Origin of the sequence: Photobacterium sp. Ph5, assembly GCF_022129445.1 — a bacterium.
Taxonomy (GTDB): domain Bacteria; phylum Pseudomonadota; class Gammaproteobacteria; order Enterobacterales; family Vibrionaceae; genus Photobacterium.
Window position 1 is genome coordinate 95,453 of sequence record NZ_JADQAQ010000008.1, and the last position, 20,319, is coordinate 115,771.

At 37.9% G+C, this 20,319-nt stretch carries 19 protein-coding genes and 1 pseudogene; 13 read left to right on the forward strand and 7 right to left on the reverse strand.

Annotated elements, in window-relative coordinates; genetic code table 11:
* Nucleotides 1–15: 15 nt before the first annotated feature.
* Both I3259_RS05340 and I3259_RS05345 read right to left on the reverse strand, forming a co-directional pair.
* Nucleotides 16–453, reverse strand: a complete 438-nt coding sequence (locus tag I3259_RS05340) for a hypothetical protein (protein ID WP_238028670.1) — start codon at nt 451–453, stop codon at nt 16–18.
* A complete protein-coding gene (locus tag I3259_RS05345) occupies nt 446–1,237 on the reverse strand; it encodes a winged helix-turn-helix domain-containing protein (protein ID WP_238028671.1) in 792 nt (263 codons plus the stop codon). The genes I3259_RS05340 and I3259_RS05345 overlap by 8 nt, the downstream gene beginning before the upstream one ends.
* 442 nt (nt 1,238–1,679) lie before the next feature.
* Between I3259_RS05345 and I3259_RS05350 the strand changes: the two genes are divergently transcribed.
* Entirely contained in the window at nt 1,680–1,832 is a 153-nt protein-coding gene (locus I3259_RS05350) for a hypothetical protein (RefSeq protein WP_238028672.1), read from the forward strand.
* A gap of 388 nt (nt 1,833–2,220) precedes the next feature.
* On the opposite strand, the pseudogene I3259_RS05355 reads toward I3259_RS05350, so the two are convergent.
* The 3 genes and pseudogenes from I3259_RS05355 to I3259_RS05365 all read right to left on the reverse strand — a co-directional run bounded on the left by I3259_RS05355 (nt 2,221) and on the right by I3259_RS05365 (nt 7,200).
* A pseudogene (locus tag I3259_RS05355) lies at nt 2,221–3,564 on the reverse strand (ISNCY family transposase).
* A gap of 357 nt (nt 3,565–3,921) precedes the next feature.
* Nucleotides 3,922–6,024, reverse strand: a complete 2,103-nt coding sequence (locus I3259_RS05360) for an ATP-binding protein (protein ID WP_238028673.1) — start codon at nt 6,022–6,024, stop codon at nt 3,922–3,924.
* A gap of 12 nt (nt 6,025–6,036) precedes the next feature.
* Nucleotides 6,037–7,200, reverse strand: coding sequence for an FIST N-terminal domain-containing protein (locus tag I3259_RS05365; RefSeq protein ID WP_238028674.1), 1,164 nt, complete (start codon nt 7,198–7,200; stop codon nt 6,037–6,039).
* Nucleotides 7,201–7,343: 143 nt separating this feature from the next.
* Here I3259_RS05365 and I3259_RS05370 point away from each other — a divergent pair, with 143 nt between their 5' ends.
* The gene (locus I3259_RS05370; RefSeq protein WP_238028675.1) at nt 7,344–8,075 is read left to right on the forward strand and encodes an SDR family oxidoreductase; all 732 of its coding nucleotides are present in this window, start codon (nt 7,344–7,346) and stop codon (nt 8,073–8,075) included.
* 48 nt (nt 8,076–8,123) lie between these two features.
* Here I3259_RS05370 and I3259_RS05375 read toward each other — a convergent pair whose 3' ends face one another.
* A complete protein-coding gene (locus tag I3259_RS05375) occupies nt 8,124–8,579 on the reverse strand; it encodes a hypothetical protein (protein ID WP_238028676.1) in 456 nt (151 codons plus the stop codon).
* A 271-nt stretch (nt 8,580–8,850) separates the two neighbouring features.
* Here I3259_RS05375 and ccoN point away from each other — a divergent pair, with 271 nt between their 5' ends.
* The 10 genes from ccoN (at nt 8,851) to uspE (ending at nt 18,075) form a co-directional block, all read left to right on the forward strand.
* Nucleotides 8,851–10,284 (forward strand): cytochrome-c oxidase, cbb3-type subunit I, encoded by a 1,434-nt coding sequence (ccoN, locus tag I3259_RS05380; protein ID WP_238028677.1) that lies wholly within the window; start codon nt 8,851–8,853, stop codon nt 10,282–10,284.
* A 12-nt stretch (nt 10,285–10,296) separates the two neighbouring features.
* Nucleotides 10,297–10,911 (forward strand): cytochrome-c oxidase, cbb3-type subunit II, encoded by a 615-nt coding sequence (ccoO, locus tag I3259_RS05385; RefSeq protein WP_238028678.1) that lies wholly within the window; start codon nt 10,297–10,299, stop codon nt 10,909–10,911.
* Nucleotides 10,912–10,920: 9 nt separating this feature from the next.
* The gene (locus I3259_RS05390; protein WP_238028679.1) at nt 10,921–11,103 is read left to right on the forward strand and encodes a CcoQ/FixQ family Cbb3-type cytochrome c oxidase assembly chaperone; all 183 of its coding nucleotides are present in this window, start codon (nt 10,921–10,923) and stop codon (nt 11,101–11,103) included.
* Nucleotides 11,100–12,092: a cytochrome-c oxidase, cbb3-type subunit III gene (gene ccoP / locus I3259_RS05395; protein ID WP_238028680.1), complete on the forward strand. Its 993-nt coding sequence runs from the start codon at nt 11,100–11,102 to the stop codon at nt 12,090–12,092. The genes I3259_RS05390 and ccoP overlap by 4 nt, the downstream gene beginning before the upstream one ends.
* Nucleotides 12,093–12,236: 144 nt before the next feature.
* Nucleotides 12,237–12,731 carry a FixH family protein gene (locus I3259_RS05400; protein ID WP_238028681.1) on the forward strand — a complete coding sequence of 165 codons (495 nt, stop codon included), beginning with the start codon at nt 12,237–12,239 and terminating at the stop codon, nt 12,729–12,731.
* On the forward strand, nt 12,728–15,124 hold the full coding sequence (locus tag I3259_RS05405) for a heavy metal translocating P-type ATPase (protein WP_238028682.1): 2,397 nt from the start codon (nt 12,728–12,730) through the stop codon (nt 15,122–15,124). The genes I3259_RS05400 and I3259_RS05405 overlap by 4 nt, the downstream gene beginning before the upstream one ends.
* The gene (ccoS, locus tag I3259_RS05410; RefSeq protein WP_238028683.1) at nt 15,125–15,346 is read left to right on the forward strand and encodes a cbb3-type cytochrome oxidase assembly protein CcoS; all 222 of its coding nucleotides are present in this window, start codon (nt 15,125–15,127) and stop codon (nt 15,344–15,346) included.
* On the forward strand, nt 15,339–16,022 hold the full coding sequence (locus tag I3259_RS05415; RefSeq protein WP_238028684.1) for a sulfite exporter TauE/SafE family protein: 684 nt from the start codon (nt 15,339–15,341) through the stop codon (nt 16,020–16,022). The genes ccoS and I3259_RS05415 overlap by 8 nt, the downstream gene beginning before the upstream one ends.
* Nucleotides 16,023–16,096: 74 nt before the next feature.
* The gene (locus tag I3259_RS05420) at nt 16,097–16,861 is read left to right on the forward strand and encodes an FNR family transcription factor (RefSeq protein WP_105060229.1); all 765 of its coding nucleotides are present in this window, start codon (nt 16,097–16,099) and stop codon (nt 16,859–16,861) included.
* Nucleotides 16,862–17,133: 272 nt separating this feature from the next.
* Nucleotides 17,134–18,075, forward strand: coding sequence for a universal stress protein UspE (gene uspE / locus I3259_RS05425; protein ID WP_238028685.1), 942 nt, complete (start codon nt 17,134–17,136; stop codon nt 18,073–18,075).
* A gap of 44 nt (nt 18,076–18,119) precedes the next feature.
* On the opposite strand, the gene I3259_RS05430 is transcribed toward uspE, so the two are convergent.
* Nucleotides 18,120–18,455 carry a hypothetical protein gene (locus I3259_RS05430; protein ID WP_238028686.1) on the reverse strand — a complete coding sequence of 112 codons (336 nt, stop codon included), beginning with the start codon at nt 18,453–18,455 and terminating at the stop codon, nt 18,120–18,122.
* A 132-nt stretch (nt 18,456–18,587) separates the two neighbouring features.
* On the opposite strand from I3259_RS05430, the gene I3259_RS05435 reads away from it, so the two are divergent.
* A complete protein-coding gene (locus I3259_RS05435; RefSeq protein WP_238028687.1) occupies nt 18,588–20,318 on the forward strand; it encodes a trypsin-like serine protease in 1,731 nt (576 codons plus the stop codon).
* The last annotated feature ends 1 nt before the right edge of the window (nt 20,319 follow it).

Below are 20,319 nucleotides of genomic sequence, written 5' to 3' on the forward strand. Positions count from 1 at the left end.
ATACCGGCTTATTCTTTAATATGTTTTCTTCCCTAATAATAAGCTACTTAAAGAAACAGACTTACCTGAATCTAACTCTAGAATACCTCTATCATCCGAGATATAAACAGCTTCTTTTGTTCTAAGGGAATCAATATAAAAGTTCCTGAATGTGAAATCTACTTCACGACTTTTATTTAATCGCTTCACTCCAAAGGTGTAGTAGTGATTTTGTATTTTGAGAAATACACCACTAAATAATGACGACGAAACAATTCGATCGCTTTTATCTTTTCTAATTAAATTAATTTTGATTCGTCCCGTATTTATATCTACCTTCATAATTTCAGAACCAAAAGCAGGGTATTGCTTAGTAAATAAATATGATGATTGCGTATTAACTGCATTAAATACAGCTTGAACAAAAATAAACAATACTGCTAAAAAAATTCCAAGGAAAGCTTTTTTAAGCATCACATTGCTCCTGGTTAACTTGTGAAGTTAAATCAATATAGTGTTCATTATGTACACCGATTAATTTATAACGCTCACATAATCCACCAATAGGAAATGCATACCATTGACCAATATCACCCGTTTTATGTTCTATTATTGCCTGTGTTACAGGGTTGGGTAACTCAACACCATTATAATTAACTGAAATACCATCAACATCTACCGTGTTTACAAAGAAAAGATATTGATAACAGGCAAATAGCGTCACTAAAAAGAAAAAACAAACAATAAGAAAGTCAAATAGACTGAATGCATTTAATTTATTAAGTAAGCGGCGCTTTTTTTTCTCATTATTTTCACGAGCATCAATGATGACTTCTTGATGTTCTTGTAATTCTAACTGTTCTGCTATTTCATGTGCTTCTATATGCTTACTGATATCTTCTGGCAATGGAGGGTGAGAACCATCATCAGCTAGTGAAACTGCTCTAATTGAGTAACCAAGTTTAGGTTCAGTAATGATTATCTTGTGTTCACCTATTTTACTAAATGAAGTGCGCAGATTTTTAATCGCAACAGTTAACGAATTATTCGTTACGATTTTTCCTTGCCAGCACTCTTTTAGCAATGTTTCTCTATGTACGGTATTATTTGCGGTGTTTGCTAGTAAAGCAAAGATGTGAGTCTCTGATCGTGATACTTTTAAAACTGCATTATCACTTATACGGGTGATCGTTCTTCGAGAATAATCGACATCAAAACGACCAAAACGTTCGACTCCGTTGTTTACTTCATCGTTCATTATTTACTTATCAATAGTAGAGTTGTCAAAGGGGATAACCACTAAAAAGAGTGACTATTTTATACAAAAAAGGTATGAAATTCCATATTGATACAACTATATGCTTATCTTATTCTCTTTAGTGTATATATCGTTCCATATTTCAATCAAATTGATGGTTAAAATGACTAAATAATCATCTGCAAATAGCTTGTGTTACAACGTAACATTTTAATTAAGCGGGTTATATCGCAGTAATTATATTTATTAAAATATATAGGTTTTAATAAACATTACAAATTAGCTTGAAAGTAGGGAGCTTGATTTTTTATCTTAAAAGTTTCGAAGTCATTGAAGTTTAATCGTTATTTATTCCTGTTTGGTACAAAATGCCCGTTGTTGAAACATCAGAACTTAAACGCTATGGATTAAAAATTGTTGAATTAGAAGAAGGAGATTTAATGTGACAGCATTCCAATTAGAAAAGTTAATCACTTGGTTTAACTCGGATATTAGTGGTTCATTGATAGATGCTGACCAAGATAACATTGAAAATTATGAGCAAATCTTTAAGGCGCTTGAAAGTTACAAATCAATTCTGGAGAACGAACAATGACAACGAATGTGTGCCAATATTTTTTACGATAAAAGGTAATCATAAGTTCAAGCTTACACTTTAATTTGTACTTTCAAATATTAGCGCTGAGAACGTTGGAGATGTACAACGCAGTACCAACGATACATTCAAAATCGGCATGTGGTTTTTATCAAAACTTATCGAGGTGCACCTGAATTTGATGATGGCATGGATGAGATGAGATGAGCAGCTTGAAGCACTTAAAACCAAGTAAGCAACAAAGCTATCAAGCCAAATCACCATCATTTCAATATCATACTTAACTTATGTTTTCTCTATTTTAAAATGTCACTCATTATTCCCCGATTAAAATGTCTCCTTTTAAGGTAGTTCATAGTGGTGAATTTGGGCTTATAGAGTAGGGAAGTCACGGCTTTTTCTTGGTGATAGGTATAAATTTTTCAGGGTGAACTAACACGGGATTGATGGCTTCAAGTTGACGGATTGCTCGCTGTTGGGCGGTTCGTTTGGGGGCACTTTTACTGCGACTACGCTTTTGTTGTTGGTCATATTGTTGCTGTTTCGTCTGGGCGAATTTTAATACTGCGCCTAAACGTTTATTATCGACCACCTGACCTTGGTCAACATCTTCGAGCTTATCAAATACCTTAAATTCTAATTTCCGATGACCGTATTGAATAGCGATGGTGCCATCTGGGCGATCTAGAACTTTCACGACTTGATGTACAAGTCGTTGATTTTCTTCAGTTGGATCAACTAAATAGATGACTTTGTCATATTGAAATGTCAGTGACTTTGATAATTTTCTTGGCTCTTGCCACGCAAAAATATCGTGTAACTCATCAGTCGATTCACGTAATGGCCGATGCATGTCTTTAGGATATTGGGCTGCTTTGGCAAAATGTGGGTTAAAATCAGTGATAAAGTCGGGGAGCCACGCATTAGCTTATCAATGTGTTGTAAACGCATTTCTTTGACTAAGCGATGTTGTAAGGTTTTGTTGGCACGCTCAACACGGCCTTTGGCTTGAGAGCTGTTTGCGCAAATCAATTCAATGTTTAAGTCACGCAATACACGACCAAACTGAGTCACGCGGTTGGTTTCTGCATCCCGTTTACTGACATGAAATACCGCATGGCGATCACTGTAAAAAGCAGTGGGGTTGCCATGATGTTCAACATATTCATGCGTGGCAACCATGTAATCAAATGCAGATTCTGTTTCGCTAAAACGTAAGTTCATCAGTTTGCCGGTGGCATCATCAATGAAAACCAACAAACAACATTTGTTACTGCGGCCTTCAAACCAATCATGATGTGAGCCATCTATCTGAATTAACTCGCCATAACAATCACGTCGATGACGTGGTTGATAAACACGAGGCTTACGTTTGAAATGTGGTACCCAAAGGCCATCAGCGATCATCCATTGGCGTAAGGTTTCTAATCCAATTTTAATGCCGTGGCGTTCAATCAATTTTTCACGTGCCAATGTGGGTCCGAAGTCTACGTAATATTCGTGGATCAGATTTAAACATTGATGGCGTATATCAGCATTAATTTTGTTGCCTGGCGATTGTCCACGACGTTGATGTACTAAACCAACAGCACCAAGATCTCGATAGCGTGTTATTAATCGTTGAACCTGACGAACACTGACATTAAGAAGCTGAGCAGCATCTTAATGTCAGTGTTCGTTTTTCGCAAACATCACGAATTGTACCTAAGCGAAATATCTCTTTGTCATTCATGTTAACAACATATTTTGTTTAACTCACATTGATCAGCAGATACAGATCACTATATAAAAACAGGACATTTTAGCTTTGCAGAAAAGAGACACTTTACCTTGGGGTCTACACCCTCAGTGCGCATTATGTATATTATGTTAAATAATGTATTGTGGTAACTATATCTGATCTTATTTATCCTAATCTTGCACCTGACATCTCTACTCTACTTGTGGGTTTATTGTTGTATTTAACAGTATTCGCTATTTACCATAAAATAGGTAATTAACATCAATTTTAAATACTGCTGCAAATGTTCAGTTTGCCTTGTACTTAAAGCTTGCTGTTAATTACTAGAGATTCGATTAATTCGAATCTCTAGATCGTACTTTCTGATTGCTGATTTTCTTTAAGTTCTTGGTATTTTTCCAGTAACACATCTAACTCGTTTGAACAGATTGGCTTAGCTAAAAAACCATCCATACCGATGTCATGATAGATTTTTTGGTCACTTTGCATCGCATTCGCGGTTAATGCGACGATTGGTATGCTTATTTTTCTCTGTCTAAGTTGTTTTGTGGCTTCTAAACCATCCAAAATTGGCATAGATATATCCATTAATACCAGATCGAACTTATTGTGACCCTGTAACAGTACATTTATCGCTTCCTTTCCGTTGTTAGTTATCGCAACTTTATGTCCTCGTCGCTCTAACATCAACTTAGCAACCAACTGATTGGTGTTACTGTCTTCTGCTAATAATATATTTAACGAGCAATCCGATTTATTTTTAAATTTAGTGTCGGTTTCACAACTGTGTAGAGATGGATAGATAATTGGAATGGAAATTTTAAAACAGCTTCCCGTTCCTAATTCACTTTCTAGTGATATTGTTCCATTCATCTTTTCGATTAAATGTTGGCTAATTGCTAGGCCTAACCCTGTGCCACCATATCGTCGAGTAATGCTTCCATCCGCCTGATGAAATGGATTAAATATATTTTCTTGTGCATCTTTAGCAATACCAATACCTGTATCGATAACGGCTATTTCAATATTGTCATCAACTTTACGAGCAACAACACGTACCGAACCGACGCTAGTAAATTTAACGGCATTACCGATTAAATTAAATAACACTTGAGCAATTCGATTTTTATCACCGTAGATTTGTTTGGGGATTGCATCATCAATTTCACATTGAAACTGCACACTCTTTTTTGTTGCTTGAGGTGCTAATTGATCAGCGACAAGCCGTATGCTTTCAACAACATTAATATCACTATTAAAAAGTCTAAAGCTCCCCGATTCTATTCTTGATAAGTCTAATATGTCATTAATAATAGTCAGTAATAAATGTGCTGACTGATCCATTTGTGATAACCAAAGGTTTTGCTTTTTATTTAAACCAGATAAAGACAGTGACTCCATTAAACCTAATACGGCATTAAGTGGTGTTCTTATCTCGTGACTCATCATTGCTATAAATTGTGATTTAGCTCTGTTGGCACTTTCTGCTTGTTTTCTCGCTTCTTGCAAATCAAATAAACGTTTCTTTCTACTCGTTATGTTCTTGGCTGTTCCTCGAAACCCTTGCAATATCGCATACTTATCAAAATAAGGTGTACCACTAAAGCTATACCACTGTTCAGTGTCATCAACATTTAGATTCCATTCTAAATCTTCAAATACAACTTGCTGTAACAATTTACTCTTAAGCTTATTTTGAAATAATGGGTACTTATTAAAAAATGCGATAAAGTTATCACAGGAAATTTGTGTATTAGCCACATGAGGTTCTGATATATAGGTAAAGTTATAATCAACATCAATTTCCCAAAACCAATCACCTGCAGTTTTGGCGAAATCTTTAAATCGTTTCTGACTAAACGTTAGCTGTTGTGTTCGGGCTGCGACTAATGATTGTAACCTTTCGCGATAATCTATATCTATGATCGCTCTTGCAAGTAATGGTCTAAATTTATTAAGTACTCGGCGACATCTTGGCGTGAACTGGCTTTTATCATGGCTCATTAAAATCATAACAGCATCACTAGAGCTTACTTTCACGCCCGTTAATAATGCAGAATCGTAATCATTTAATGCTTCTATTGATTGTGTACTGAACTCAATAATATCTTTTGGGGAATATAGTGCGATACATTCACCATTGATTGCTCGTCTAAATGTACTTTCCATCAGCCAAGAATTTGTGCCAAAGCGGTTATCAGTACTGACAAGTACATCCAGCATTTCTTGTTCGTCTTCTCTAGTAAGAACTAAAGCTTGATCAAAACCGATAAACTTACGTAGGACTTCTAATAAGCTATTGAAAACTTGTCGCTTATCGTTCGCACCCGCCATTGCAGAGATACCTTCTAAGATGGCTTCATTCTCATCTTGTAACTGGCTCTCTCGTTCTTGACTTCGCAATAAATCAATGACGGTTTCTTGTAGCTTTTCAGATTCAGAACTTATCATTGTATTAACGACCTACCCTTTATGGAAAATAGCGGCTGAAATCATTAAGTTACCATGTGCGTTTTCACCACTGATAAATTGTCCTTGTTCGCCAAATGTAAATGGAGAAACATAAGGTTTATTTAACATTGCAATATTTACACCGACAGCAACATCATCCATGCGATCTTTTATTTTTAACATGCATCCAGCACAAAAAATTGTTATCCCGCCTATTGGATTAAGCTTATTGCCATTTGTCGCTTTAACAACTCGACTTGCTCTAGAGATCAACCGTTCATCAGTACCATCCATAAAGTACAGGCGCTCACCTTGCTTTACTTCGGCAAACATTTCGATACCCTTTCGTTGTGTAATATGCGCAGGATGAGCTAATTTAAAATAAGGTAAATCAAAATATTCTCCAGCAAAACGTCCTAGAGGATTTAAACTACTTTCACTAATTATGTTGCTATTAATATCAAATGGAATATTCATCCATTGTTGATAGACATCAGCTGCAGGCTTATTATCTAACTCTATAACCTCTCTATGTTCAACTTTAGTTGCAATGGCCGATAAACCAGTGCTAGCATAACCTGAATGAAATGAAAGGCTTACCTCGCACGTTGGATAAAAAACAGCAATACCAATGCCTTGATTCGTTTGTTGTTCAAGATTAAATATTTGCCAATTCTCAGCAATAAAATCATCAGCAGCTGAACCACCAATAATAGGAACGGTGCGACCTAACTCTTTTTCAATCCCCTGGATAACTTGCTCTTCATAACCTGGTGTTGCATGTAACAATATAAGTGACGGTAATTCGCCAAGTCGACCACTATTATGAATAGCTTTTAATGTTGCTTGTCTTGCCATTTCATAAGGCGTATCAAAATTTGAAATAATGGCAGTGCCATAGGCTCCGTGATAATCATTTATCGCCCATAAAGCTAATCCCGTGCCATTAAAGTAGCCTTCATTTGTCATAAAGCCTTGGCAAGAAGTACAACCTAAAACAGCAGTATCAGGGAAAAACTTTTTCAACTCAATTTGCAGAATATCGATATCATAATTTTCAGAATAATAGATGAGAAGTAAAGAAGGCGTTGCAATTTTCACATTAAGCTTATCAATAGCTTCACTAATTGCTTCGAAAGATGAAGACCGTATTGAGTAACTTGTTGTTATATCCATATCAATAGACTCATCCTGAATTAATTCTTGATTAATATTATCAGTAATTTGTACATTTAAGTCATAATATTACCTATCTCTTATTAGATTAGCTTAACTTGTCGTATCATGTTGCAAATATGTGTAACTAAAGGATTATTAACGTGGATCTAAGCTCAAATAAAATCGTTATTGTCACCGGTGGCGCCAATGGTATAGGCAAAGGAATTTGTAAATTTTTGGCACAAAAAAACGTTATCGTAGTAGCGTTAGATATCGATGAACAGGCTGGATTTGATCTAGTAAACGAAGAGCCTCGTATTCGGTTTCGTTTAACAGATGTTACTCAAATATCGGATATTAGAAAGACAATAAACTGGATTAGATGTCAGTTTGGCAGAATTGATGCTCTAATCAATAATGCAGCTATTGCTAATCCTTATAATACCCCTTTGCACCAACTACCTTTAGATGAATGGCATCGCATTTTAAATGTTAATTTAACATCACCTTTAGTTATGAGTCAGCAGTGCCTTCCCTTACTTACTGAAAGTAAAGGACATATTATTAATATCAGCTCTACAAGATATCTTCAATCTGAACCAAATACCGAAGCTTATGCTGCAAGTAAAGGTGGATTGGTATCATTAACCCATTCACTTGCTGTTAGCCTATCTCCCAATATTAAAGTCAACTGTATTTCACCGGGATGGATTCATACAGATACCAGTCAATTGCATAAAATTGATCATCAGCAACATTTATCCGGACGTGTAGGCAATGTAAATGATATTGCTGAAATGGTTGATTTTTTACTTTGTAGTCAAGGTTTTATAACTGGTCAAAATTTTGTTATTGATGGTGGAATGACGAAGAAAATGATTTATTGCGAATAAATAGCACTCCATCGCATATATGTATCTTATGAAGTGCTATTTATAAGATTATTTAGTAACAGTAAATTGAGAACTCAATGTTGTATTTTTAGCGGTAATATCTATACCCCACACCATTGTATTATGTGTACATGCAGGAACAGTAAACTCTCCAACCCATGTGTTTTTATTATGCTGCGTAAAGACAATGGGTACCGTACCCATATTCATTGAAACACCTGAAACCGTGGCTAACGGTTTAACATCTATGTTGGTTATTTGTAATCGGATGGGTGCTTGAGCCGATAGTTCTTTTGTTAAAAGTTGTACGTTAACATTCTTATTATCTATCAAATACTGACAGTTTTCAGTATCTAACTGACATGTTTTCACTCTATTTTCAACACTTATCTCATCTTCTGAATTAGTGTATGTCACTGTTCTCCAAATAAAAGCTGAAATTAATATGGTCATCAATACCACTATTTGGATTAAACGACCACGAGTCAGTTTTTCTGCTGCCATTTTTAGATATATTCCTGTGTTACAGAGTTCAAAGTTTTCACATAAATGTTACTTAAGCGTAAATGTAATATGGTTAGCCATCTGTAAAAACTGTGTTAACTCAAGTATTATGTGCAATGAAAATGCCACTTTTACAAAAAAATAGCAATTTGAATCTTGTTTTGATGAGTAATCAGTAAGACCTCTTATAAGCTTTGGGTGGTATTGCGACAACTTGTTGTTCGCACAGGGAAAGTAGTGTAGTTAGCATTATATAGTGGAAGTATGCAATATGAGCCAAGTTAAGCAGCTTGAACAAAACTATAACTATACAGTCGTTCGTCAATTTGCCCTTACAACCATTTTATGGGGTATTGTCGGTATGGCTGTTGGTGTTTTTATTGCCGCTCAGTTAGTCTGGCCGGCGTTAAACTTCGATACTCCGTGGTTAACTTATAGCCGATTGAGACCATTGCACACGAATGCAGTGATCTTCGCGTTCGGCACAAGTGCCTTATTTACCTCATCTTATTACGTTGTACAACGTACCTGTCAAACCCGTTTATTTGGTGGCAAATTAGCGGCATTTACCTTCTGGGGTTGGCAAGCCATCATTTTATCCGCGGTATTCTCTTTACCTCTTGGTTTTACAACCAGTAAAGAGTACGCAGAACTTGAATGGCCTATTAGTATAGCTATTGCTGTTGTTTGGATTGCTTATGCTATCGTTTTCTTCGGTACCATGATCAAACGTAAAACATCACATATTTATGTAGCAAACTGGTTTTTCGGTGCATTTATCCTCACCGTTGCGGTTTTACATATTGTAAATAACCTTGCAATACCAGTTTCTATGATGAAATCGTACTCGATTTACTCAGGAGCTGTTGATGCGATGGTTCAATGGTGGTACGGGCATAATGCGGTAGGTTTTCTGTTAACCGCTGGCTTCCTCGGTATGATGTACTATTTCGTACCTAAGCAAGCCGATCGCCCTATCTACTCTTACCGTTTATCCATTGTTCACTTTTGGGCATTGATCTCTCTTTATATTTGGGCGGGTCCTCACCATCTGCATTACACTGCATTACCAGACTGGACACAGTCATTAGGTATGGTGATGTCATTGATCTTATTCGCACCTTCTTGGGGCGGTATGATTAACGGTATTATGACATTATCTGGTGCTTGGCATAAGTTACGTACCGATCCTATCTTACGTTTCCTTGTTGTATCACTGTCTTTCTACGGCATGTCTACCTTTGAAGGCCCGATGATGGCAATTAAGACAGTTAATGCCCTATCACACTACACAGACTGGACTATTGGTCACGTTCACTCTGGTGCATTAGGTTGGGTTGCAATGATTTCAATCGGCTCGCTTTACCACTTAATTCCAAAATTATTTGGTCAAGAGCGTATGTACTCGATTAAGTTGATCAATGTTCATTTCTGGTTAGCAACAATCGGTACTGTTCTTTATATCGTAGCAATGTGGATTTCTGGTGTTATGCAAGGCCTGATGTGGCGTGCTGTTAACAGTGACGGTACATTAACTTATAGTTTTGTTGAATCACTACAAGCGTCTTACCCATTCTACTTTGTACGCTTTATTGGTGGTTGTATCTTCTTAAGCGGTATGTTGCTTCTTGCGTATAACACTTACAAAACAGTAACCGCACCGCGTGAAAGTTTAAAAGCGATCACTGAGCCACAACCAGCATAAGGAGTATGCACAATGTCTAAGAAATTTAGTCACGATATTGTCGAGAAAAACGTTGGTTTACTATCGATTTTAATCATTGTGGCGATCAGCTTTGGGGCTCTGGTTGAAATAACCCCACTGTTATATCAAGAGCAAACAACTGAACCTGTTGAAAATTTACGCCCTTATACCGCACTAGAAATGGAAGGCCGTGACCTTTACATCGCGAATGGTTGTAACGTTTGTCACAGCCAGATGGTACGTCCTTTCCGCTCTGAAACTGAGCGTTATGGTCATTACTCAGTAGCAGGCGAAAGCGTATGGGAACACCCATTTTTATGGGGTTCAAAACGCACAGGTCCCGATCTTGCTCGTGTTGGCGGTCGTTATTCGGATGAATGGCACCGTGTTCACTTAATTGATCCTCGCGCAGTTGTACCCGAATCAAACATGCCAGGCTTCCCTTGGCTTGAAGAAAATGTACTAACTGGTGAATTAACCAGTAAGAAACTTCAAGTGTTCCGCGATCATTTTGGTGTACCTTACACTGACGAAGAAATTGCGAATGCAGGTAATGATGTAAAAGGCAAAACAGAAATGGATGCTTTAATTGCTTACCTTCAATCACTTGGTCATGCAATGAAATAAGGAGATATCATGGAAATTGGTACTATTCATAGCATTTGGACCGTGATTCTATTTACTAGCTTTATCGGCATCATTGTATGGGCATACAGTAAACGTCAGAAATCACGCTTTGATGAAGCTGCAAATCTGGTATTTGCCGATGATGAACTGGATAAATCAACGCTTGAAAGTGAGAGGAGCAAGGACGCATGACAACATTTTGGAGTATATGGATCACTGTCATTACTCTTGGCACTATTTTAGGTGTTGCTATCATTCTTACATGGTGCTCACGAGACAAAATGGGGGTCGAAGAAGGTAAAGACATGGGGCATGAATACGATGGTATTCGTGAGATAAATAATCCCCTACCTAAGTGGTGGTTCTATATGTTCTGGGCCACAATTATTGGTGGTCTGGTTTATCTAGTTCTGTTCCCAGGTCTTGGTAATTTCAAAGGCGTACTTGGTTGGCAAAGTTCGGATCAAACAGTTCGTTCAATTGAAGAATCAAATCAATCAATTGCAATGTCACAACGAGAGAAATCATTAGACCAATACGCAAAAGAGTTAAATGATGCTGATTCAAAATTTGGCGCGATCTTTAAGCAATTAGCTTATAACCACGCAGGAACGGAATACCTGCCGATTCCTGAAATTGCGCAAAATGAAGATGCTATCAAAGTAGGACAACGTTTGTTTCTCCAAAACTGTGCTCAATGCCATAGTTCAGATGCGCGAGGACAGAAAGGTTTCCCTAATCTTACGGATAATGCATGGTTGTATGGTGGCGAAGCTGAAACCATTAAAACAACGCTTATGCATGGTCGCCAAGGTGTAATGCCGGCTTGGCAAGATTCTTTAGGAGTTGATGGTGTACGTGAAGTAACAAGTTATGTACTAAGCCTTTCAGGTAGAAAAGTTAATACTAAAGAAGCGCTAGCGGGTAAACAACGGTTTGTTGTTTGTGCTGCATGTCATGGTACAGATGGTAAAGGTAACCCTGCTTTTGGTGCGCCAGATTTAACCGACCAAAATTGGTTATACGGTGGTTCACGTAAAGCGGTTGAAGCAACCATCGCTTATGGCCGTCAAGGCGTAATGCCCGCTTGGTCAGAAATACTGGGGGAAGATAAAATTCAGCTTATCTCAGCTTATGTATGGAACTTAAGTAATCCAACTGAACAACAACCAACCAATTAACACTCAGTAACAAGTTTGTTAACAATAAACTTTTAAAACTGAGACCTGTATCCTAGCCCCTGACCCTTTCAGGGGCTATTTTCAATCTAATCTTTTTTCTCACTCAATTTATATACTCTCTAAATAGCGATAAGGTGAATTCCTATGCAAAAACCTTGGTATAAGCAGTTTTGGCCTTGGTTTGTATTTTCTATTCCTGCGATTTCAATTATTTATAGCTTAACGGCTGTTTATATTTTTTCTAATAATCAAGTTGATTTAGTCGCTGAGGATTACTACAAAAAAGGCAAAGCAATCAATATTGATCGTTCTCGTTTACGGGTGGCTGATGCTTTAAACATTCACGCGAACATAACCATTAATCAGGATAAAAATGTCACCATCAATTTAGATAAGGGTGACTTGAAACAACAACCTACTATTCGCGTGACCTTTTCACACCGCACACTTGCGGATAAAGATTTTAGCCAAATGATCACAGCCGACTTAAAAGGCACTTATCACTTTGTTACACCTGAGTCTTTAAATGGCCCATGGTTTGTTGAAATTGAACCTTTTAAAGGTGATTGGATGTTACAAGGACGTGTAAACGTACCAACATCTTCCCCGATTTCGTTGTACGGGCAGAGTAAGGAATGACAAAAGAAAACCATGCAAATCATGACTGCTACCACTGTGGCGATCCAGTACCGAGTGGTAGCAAATTTGACGTCGAAATATTAGGCCAACTTCGATCAATGTGTTGCCCAGGCTGTGAAGCTGTAGCAACAACCATTGTTCAAAGTGGCCTTACTTCGTATTACGAGTACCGAACTGAACCTGCCGAAAAAGCAGATTTAGTTCCCGAACAGCTTAAGTCACTCTCCCTTTATGATCACGCTGATATCCAGCAAGATTTCGTTCGCACGACAGTTCAAAATTTCAGTGAGGTCTCCCTTTCTGTTGAAGGTGTATCCTGTGCTGCTTGCGCGTGGTTAATTGAAAAGCAATTAGTGCGCGAAGATGGTGTCATCTCCATTCGTGTCAATACCACCACACACCGCGCATTACTCGTTTGGGATACTGAAAAAGTACAACTGAGCCATTTATTAGCGGTTATTCACAACATTGGTTATAAAGCCTCCCCCTTTGAAGCTGATGCTCAGGAGCTGCAATACCATAACACTATGAAACAGTACCTGTATAAACTCGGGATTGCTGGTATTGCAACAATGCAGGTGATGATGCTTGCTATTGCGTTATATTTTGAAGTTTTTGGTGATTTAGATAGTGAATTTAAGAACTATCTCCGTTGGGTAAGCCTGATTTTTGCCACCCCCGTTTTACTTTACTCGGCACTGCCTTTCTACATTAATGCGTGGAGAAGTTTAAAAGCCTTCACGTTAGGTATGGATGTTCCTGTTTCTATCGCTTTACTATTTGCGTACGGGGCCAGTTTGTATGCTACCGTTATGGAAAAAGGAGAAGTATTCTTTGAATCTATTTCAATGTTTACATTCTTTTTACTACTAGGTCGATTTTTAGAAATGCGTGCTCGTCGACAAGCCGCTGCAGCCAGCGCTAATTTGTTAAAACTTATCCCAAGCATGGCAACGCTTGTTAATGGTGAACAAGTCGCAGCAAAAACACTTAAGGTAGGTGACGTTGTCACTATTTTACCTGGAGAGCACTTCCCCGCTGATGGTGAAATAGACCAAGGGTTAACAACGGTTAATGAATCGATGCTAACGGGGGAATCTGTTCCTGTAACTCGCTCGACTGGAGATAAGGTTTATGCTGGAACAATTAACGGTGATGCTAATGTCACAATGACAGTTACAGTAAATAGAAATGAGTCGCTTATCTCTAATATTGTACGCCTACAAGATGAAGCTCAACTATCAAAACCCAAAGTCGCAGAACTAGCTGATAACGTAGCACGCTATTTTGTCGCTGCAATACTGATAATAGCCGCTGGGACTTGGTTTTATTGGCATCAGCATCAACCTGAGGATGCATTATGGATCACATTGGCAGTTTTAGTTGCCACCTGCCCTTGTGCTCTATCTTTAGCGACGCCGACGGCCATTACTTGTTCAACCTCTACACTCGGAAAATTAGGAATATTACTTCGTAAAGGTCATGTTTTAGAAACACTATGCAAAGTTAATCGACTGGTATTAGACAAAACTGGCACCTTAACTGAAGGTAACGTTCGTTTAGTTGAAACACGAAGTTTTACTCACATAGAGCAAGATAAAGCGCTGATGATTGCAGCGGAATTAGAGCGTTTCGCCAATCACCCTATTGCTCAAGCTTTTAGCCAATATCGCCAACAAAGCGTACTTTTTGATAATGTCGAGAATGTAATTGGTTGCGGTTTAAAGGCAACACTAAATGGTGATGAGTGGCGCATTGGTAAATATAGTTTTGCTACTGATATGGAAAATAATCAATCGTTTAAAAATAGTAATGAATTCTCGGTATGGTTATCTTGCAATCAGCAACCTATTGCAGCATTTAAATTAGACGACCCAATCCGTCAAGAAAGTGCTCTTTTAGTTAAACAATGTCAGCAACATGGTATTAAAGTAACAATGTTAACAGGTGATAATACTGTTCATGCCAATAACGTTGCTAAACAACTGAATATTGATGAGGTTATAGCTAACCAAACACCACAAGGAAAGTTGGCGTATTTAAACGAATTATCAGCAGATGACGTAGTATTAATGATAGGTGATGGTGTCAATGATGCCCCTGTTCTTGCAGGCGCTCATCTTTCTGTTGCTATGGGGGGGGGAACAGATATAGCTAAATCTTCAGCAGATATGGTACTACTTGGCGATAAATTAGAGCGTATCATAGAAGCGCGTACTTTAGCCTTGAAAACTCGAAAAATTATTCGTGAAAATTTATCTTGGGCGCTTGGCTATAACTTAATAATCCTACCTCTGGCTGTTTCAGGACTAGTAGCGCCATATATTGCCGTTGTAGGTATGTCAGCAAGCTCGATCATTGTTGTATCAAATTCTTTAAGGTTATTAAAATAAATGGAAAGTCTTTACATATTAATACCTATCGCTATTGTTTTTGTCTGTATTGCTATCGGTATATTTTTATGGGCAGTTAAAAGCGAGCAATTTGATGATTTAGAGCGTCGTGGGTACGACATTTTGTTCGACGAAGATGATACTAAACATAAAAACGCAGTTTCCAATTCTGAATCAATAGGAAAAGAACCACGTAACGATCAAGATAGCAATAATGGTTAATTTAGATTTTTATGCTGCCTTTTTAATAGGCTTAATGGGCGCAGGCCATTGCATCGGCATGTGTGGTGGCATTGCTGCTGCAATCACAATTGGTATACCAGAAAGTTCCCAAAATAGTATACGCTGGATTTATCTATTAAATTATAATATTGGAAGATTAGTCGCTTATACAATTGCGGGGGCTATTATCGGTGCAATGCTTGCGGGGATTGCTACCATTAATGGTTCTAATAGCCCATTGATATTAATGCGTTTTATTGCTGCCATCATGATGATTATTTTAGCGCTATATATTGGACAATGGTGGTTTGGATTAAATAAATTAGAGCGTGTTGGGCAGGTTGCATGGCGTTATATTTCACCGCTAGCTACTTCATTTTTACCACTCAAATCACCGATAAAAGCGTTACCTTTTGGTTTTCTCTGGGGATGGCTCCCCTGTGGCTTAGTTTATTCTACTCTCACATGGGCTGCGGTTTCTGGAAGTGCTCTAAATGGTGCAATAGTGATGCTTGCTTTCGGACTAGGAACATTACCTGCAATGCTAGCGGTTGGCGGTTTTGCGACGCAGTTAAAAATATGGCTAAAGAACCTCTATTTTAGACGTGTTAGTGCCTTATTATTAATGGCTTATGGCATTCAAACTGGTTATATAGCAATCAAACAAATATTATGACCTTTTTATTACTCGTAATAATGCTTCATAATATGTTAAAATATTGACCTACATCAAATTGGTTAGACAGGCATATGATTTCAGACAAGCTCACAACAAAACGTATCCAATCAGGCGGGTGTGCAATTCACTGCCAAGATTGCAGTATTAGTCAGTTATGCATTCCTTTCACGCTGAATGAGTCTGAGCTAGACCAACTGGATCAAATCATAGAACGAAAAAAACCGATCCAAAAAGGTCAGGAGCTATTCAAAGCAGGTGACGAGCTAAAATCGTTATATGCTATTCGTTCTGGCACCATTAAGAGCTACACCATTACCGAACAAGGTGACGAGCAAATTACTGCCTTTCATCTTGCGGGTGATTTAGTAGGTTTTGATGCGATCAATGAAATGCAGCATCCAAGTTTTGCTCAATCACTTGAAACATCAATGGTGTGTGAAATCCCATTTGAAATTCTTGACGATCTTTCAGGTAAAATGCCAAAACTTCGTCAACAAATCATGCGCTTAATGAGCAATGAGATTAAAGGCGATCAGGAAATGATCTTGCTGCTTTCTAAAAAGAATGCGGAAGAACGTCTAGCTGCTTTCTTATACAATCTATCATTACGATTCTCACAACGTGGCTTCTCCCCTCGTGAGTTCCGTTTAACCATGACACGTGGTGATATTGGTAACTACCTAGGTTTGACAGTAGAAACTATCAGTCGCTTACTTGGTCGTTTCCAAAAATCAGAAATGCTAAGTGTTAAAGGCAAGTATATTACGATCATTGATCATGATGAATTAGCTCGTCTTGCTGGTGTGGCTAAAAGCAACACATTACCTCCACAATAATCGTTTTAACCCTACCCTTTTTAAATTTTAAAGCATCGTTTATAACGGTGCTTTTTTATTTCGCTAATCCGCTATTTCTTCTATTTATTTGTTCAGCGTATCAAAGTTTGCACAATTTTCTCTATTATCATTCCCATATCTTTCTATTCTAGGTTACAGTATTTATAAGGATTTATTTAGTCTCTTGATATCTAAGTACATAGCCGTTGTTATTTATGTTTTGAATTAAATTCATCAAGAGATAGCCTACACAGTTGTGTAAAGGGGGCATTATGCAAAAGTATAAAAATATCTTAGTTGTCGCTGATCCTGAAAAAGAACAACAACCAGCGATCTCACGCGCCGTTCATCTTGCCAAAATAAGCAAAGATGTAAAAATTATTATTTTCTTAGCTATTTATGATTTCTCTTATGAAATGACATCGATGTTATCATCAGATGAACGTGATGCCATGCGTCGTGGTGTCGTCATGCAGCGAGAAGAATGGTTAAAAGAGATTGTTCAACCTCACCTTGAACAAGGCATTGATATTGAAATAAAAGTGGTTTGGCACAATCGTCCGTATGAGGCAATCATTGCCGATGTATTTAGCCAAGACATTGATCTTCTCATCAAAGCTACCCATGAACACGACCGTTTAGGTTCAGTGATTTTCACACCAACAGATTGGCATCTGCTTCGTAAGTGTCCTATCCCCGTACTATTAGTAAAAGGTAATAATTGGCCAGAGCATGGTAAAGTATTAGGTTGTGTCAATATCTCTACTGATGATGAAACGCATGATAAGCTTAATGAAAAAATCGTCAAAGAATCATTGGCATTTGCTTCTATTGCTAATGCCGAAGTTAATTTAGTTAATGCCTACCCTGCAACACCGGTAAATATTACGATTGAACTACCAGAATTTGATCCTGCTAGTTATACCGATGCCGTGCGTGGTCACCACCTAATGACGATGAAAGCACTCCGCCAGAAATATGGAATTAGCGAAGAACAAACTCATGTACTTGAAGGATTACCCGAAGACATTATTCCTCAGGTTGCTGAAGATATAAAAGCTGAACTGGTCATATTAGGTACAACGGGCCGTACTGGATTATCAGCTGTCTTTATTGGAAATACCGCTGAAAATACAATTGATAGTCTAGATTGTGATTTACTGGCTTTAAAACCCGATGGTTACGTCAGCCCATTAGCTCCTAACATTGATTAAATAAGAAAGGCCTCATTTGGGGCCTTTCTATTAAATATTGAATACTATTTTTTCTTCTCACTATCTTGTAGCGTTAGCCACTTAGCAAACTTAGTGATATACCATTCGTTGGCTTTTTCTTTACAATATGCTCGGCTTAGCTTACGACGACTCCATTCAGAAGCAATAGCAGAGCGTGTTTGGTTTGATGTCCGCTCTTTTAAATAAATACTACACAATTCCGCATTTGTCATATTCTGCGCATAGCCATTAACTTGTCCACCACCTAACCCTAGCTCTTGCGCTTGATGAGAGCTACAACCAACAATAAGTACAAAGCTCGTTGTGATTAAAATACTGCGTAACATGAATGTCTCTATCGTCGAAATATTTCCAATCATGTTATCAGCTTCAAAACATAAAGAATATTGTTAAGCATGCGTTGAGATACTGGCTATGTCTTATTTTTGATAAAATGACTTCTTATTAACAACCTACTCTTTAAGTTACACAGTTTTATGCTGGTTAACTTCATGAATAGTTATCATTTTTTAAGTCGTTATATATGTTGTCTTACTCTGCTGTTTTCCACTTCTGCTTATTCATTAGGTATTAACGATAGCAAATACATTGAATTAGGAGGAAATTTAGATCCAAGTGTCGTCAATAATGTTAGTAGCGTATTAGAACAAAATGCAAATGCTGAACAATTTCGCTCTGTTGGATTAGTGATTGGTAGCGGATATTGTTCTGGTACATGGCTCGGGAGTGATGGATCTCATAGCTATGTGTTAACAGCTGCGCACTGTTTATCAGGTTCTGATTCAACAGAGTATTCAGGTCAATATGTCTCGTTTAAACAACAAGATGGGACGATTATTGCTGCAGGTATTTCAACTAACTACTTTCGTACCTTTACTGGCTGCAGTAATGACATCGCGGTCGCAAAGATCCCGAAAGTCTCCGACCCTCTAGATACAAATGGTGATGTCATCAAACAGCCGTTTGTCGATAACAATTTAAATACTGATTTACTACTTAACCCTACGACCTTCACCGGATTTGGTATCTTCGGTTCACGTTCATTAGGTCAACTTGCCTATATCGGTAAGCGGCATGGTGAAGGTCACATTCGCTATTATTACCAAGACTGTTTAATTAATCAGGCTATTGAGAATACAGACTCTTGGGCATTTGCAAGCCCTGGTGATAGTGGCTCAGCCATTTGGCAAGAGCGTAATGAACAGCCTGTTGCTATTGGTATTTCGTCATGGTGGTATGGCTGGCAATATGGTTATTCAGGTCATGTCCCTATTGCTTTACATATTGATTGGTTGAAAGAGATTGTGCCTGTACTAAAAACCATAGATGACATTGAAGATGAGCCGCCTATTGAAGATCCAACATGGTTATTAACCCATGAAGCACCAATTGAAACTGATCCTTTAGAGCAAGGTGTACGTGGCTCTGTTTATTATGTTAAGGGTGACAATGTTGTTTCTGGGCCTACACGTTTTATTTGGCGTTATCCACGAAACATCACCAAATTTTCCGTTGTATTAACCCAAAAAGAAAATAATACAGAGCATGAAGTCTGGTTGCGAGGTCAACGTAAAACCCACTGTGGTTGGGGACGGATAAATAATAGTGCTTGGTGCTACCCAGCACCGAACTTAGGTCAACTTAAACTCGAATTTGTCCAAGCTGATAACCCTAAATTACCCATAGGTACTTATACTGGTGATTTTAATTTAATGGTGAAAAGTCTTTATAACCGTTCTTACGCTGATGAAATCAATGTTGCTACAAATATTGCTATTACTTCTGAACTCCCGAGTGACGGTACTGTTACAGACTTAACGCCTTATGTTTCTCCACGTTATGAAAAAGATGTGTATGGCACTGTCTATTACCTTTCTGATCAAAAAATGCATCGTAATCGGGTGGTTTGGCGTCGTTATAACCGTGGCTATAGTCGTTTAAAAGTTGATGTGACTAACACTGAGACGGGGATGCAACATACCGTTATGTTGCGTGGAGAACGCTACATGGGCTGTGGGTGGACAATCATGAATAATGCCGCTTATTGCCGTTACATGCGCCCTGTCTATGGTGAATTACGTGTAAGTTTTATCGCTGATGATAATAAAGATTTACCTATTGGTGAATATATCGGATCTTTATCAGTTAACGTAAAAGGCTTACATAAACGTAATTTTACGAAAGACTTAAACCTTGATATTAAATTAAATATTACTGAGTAGC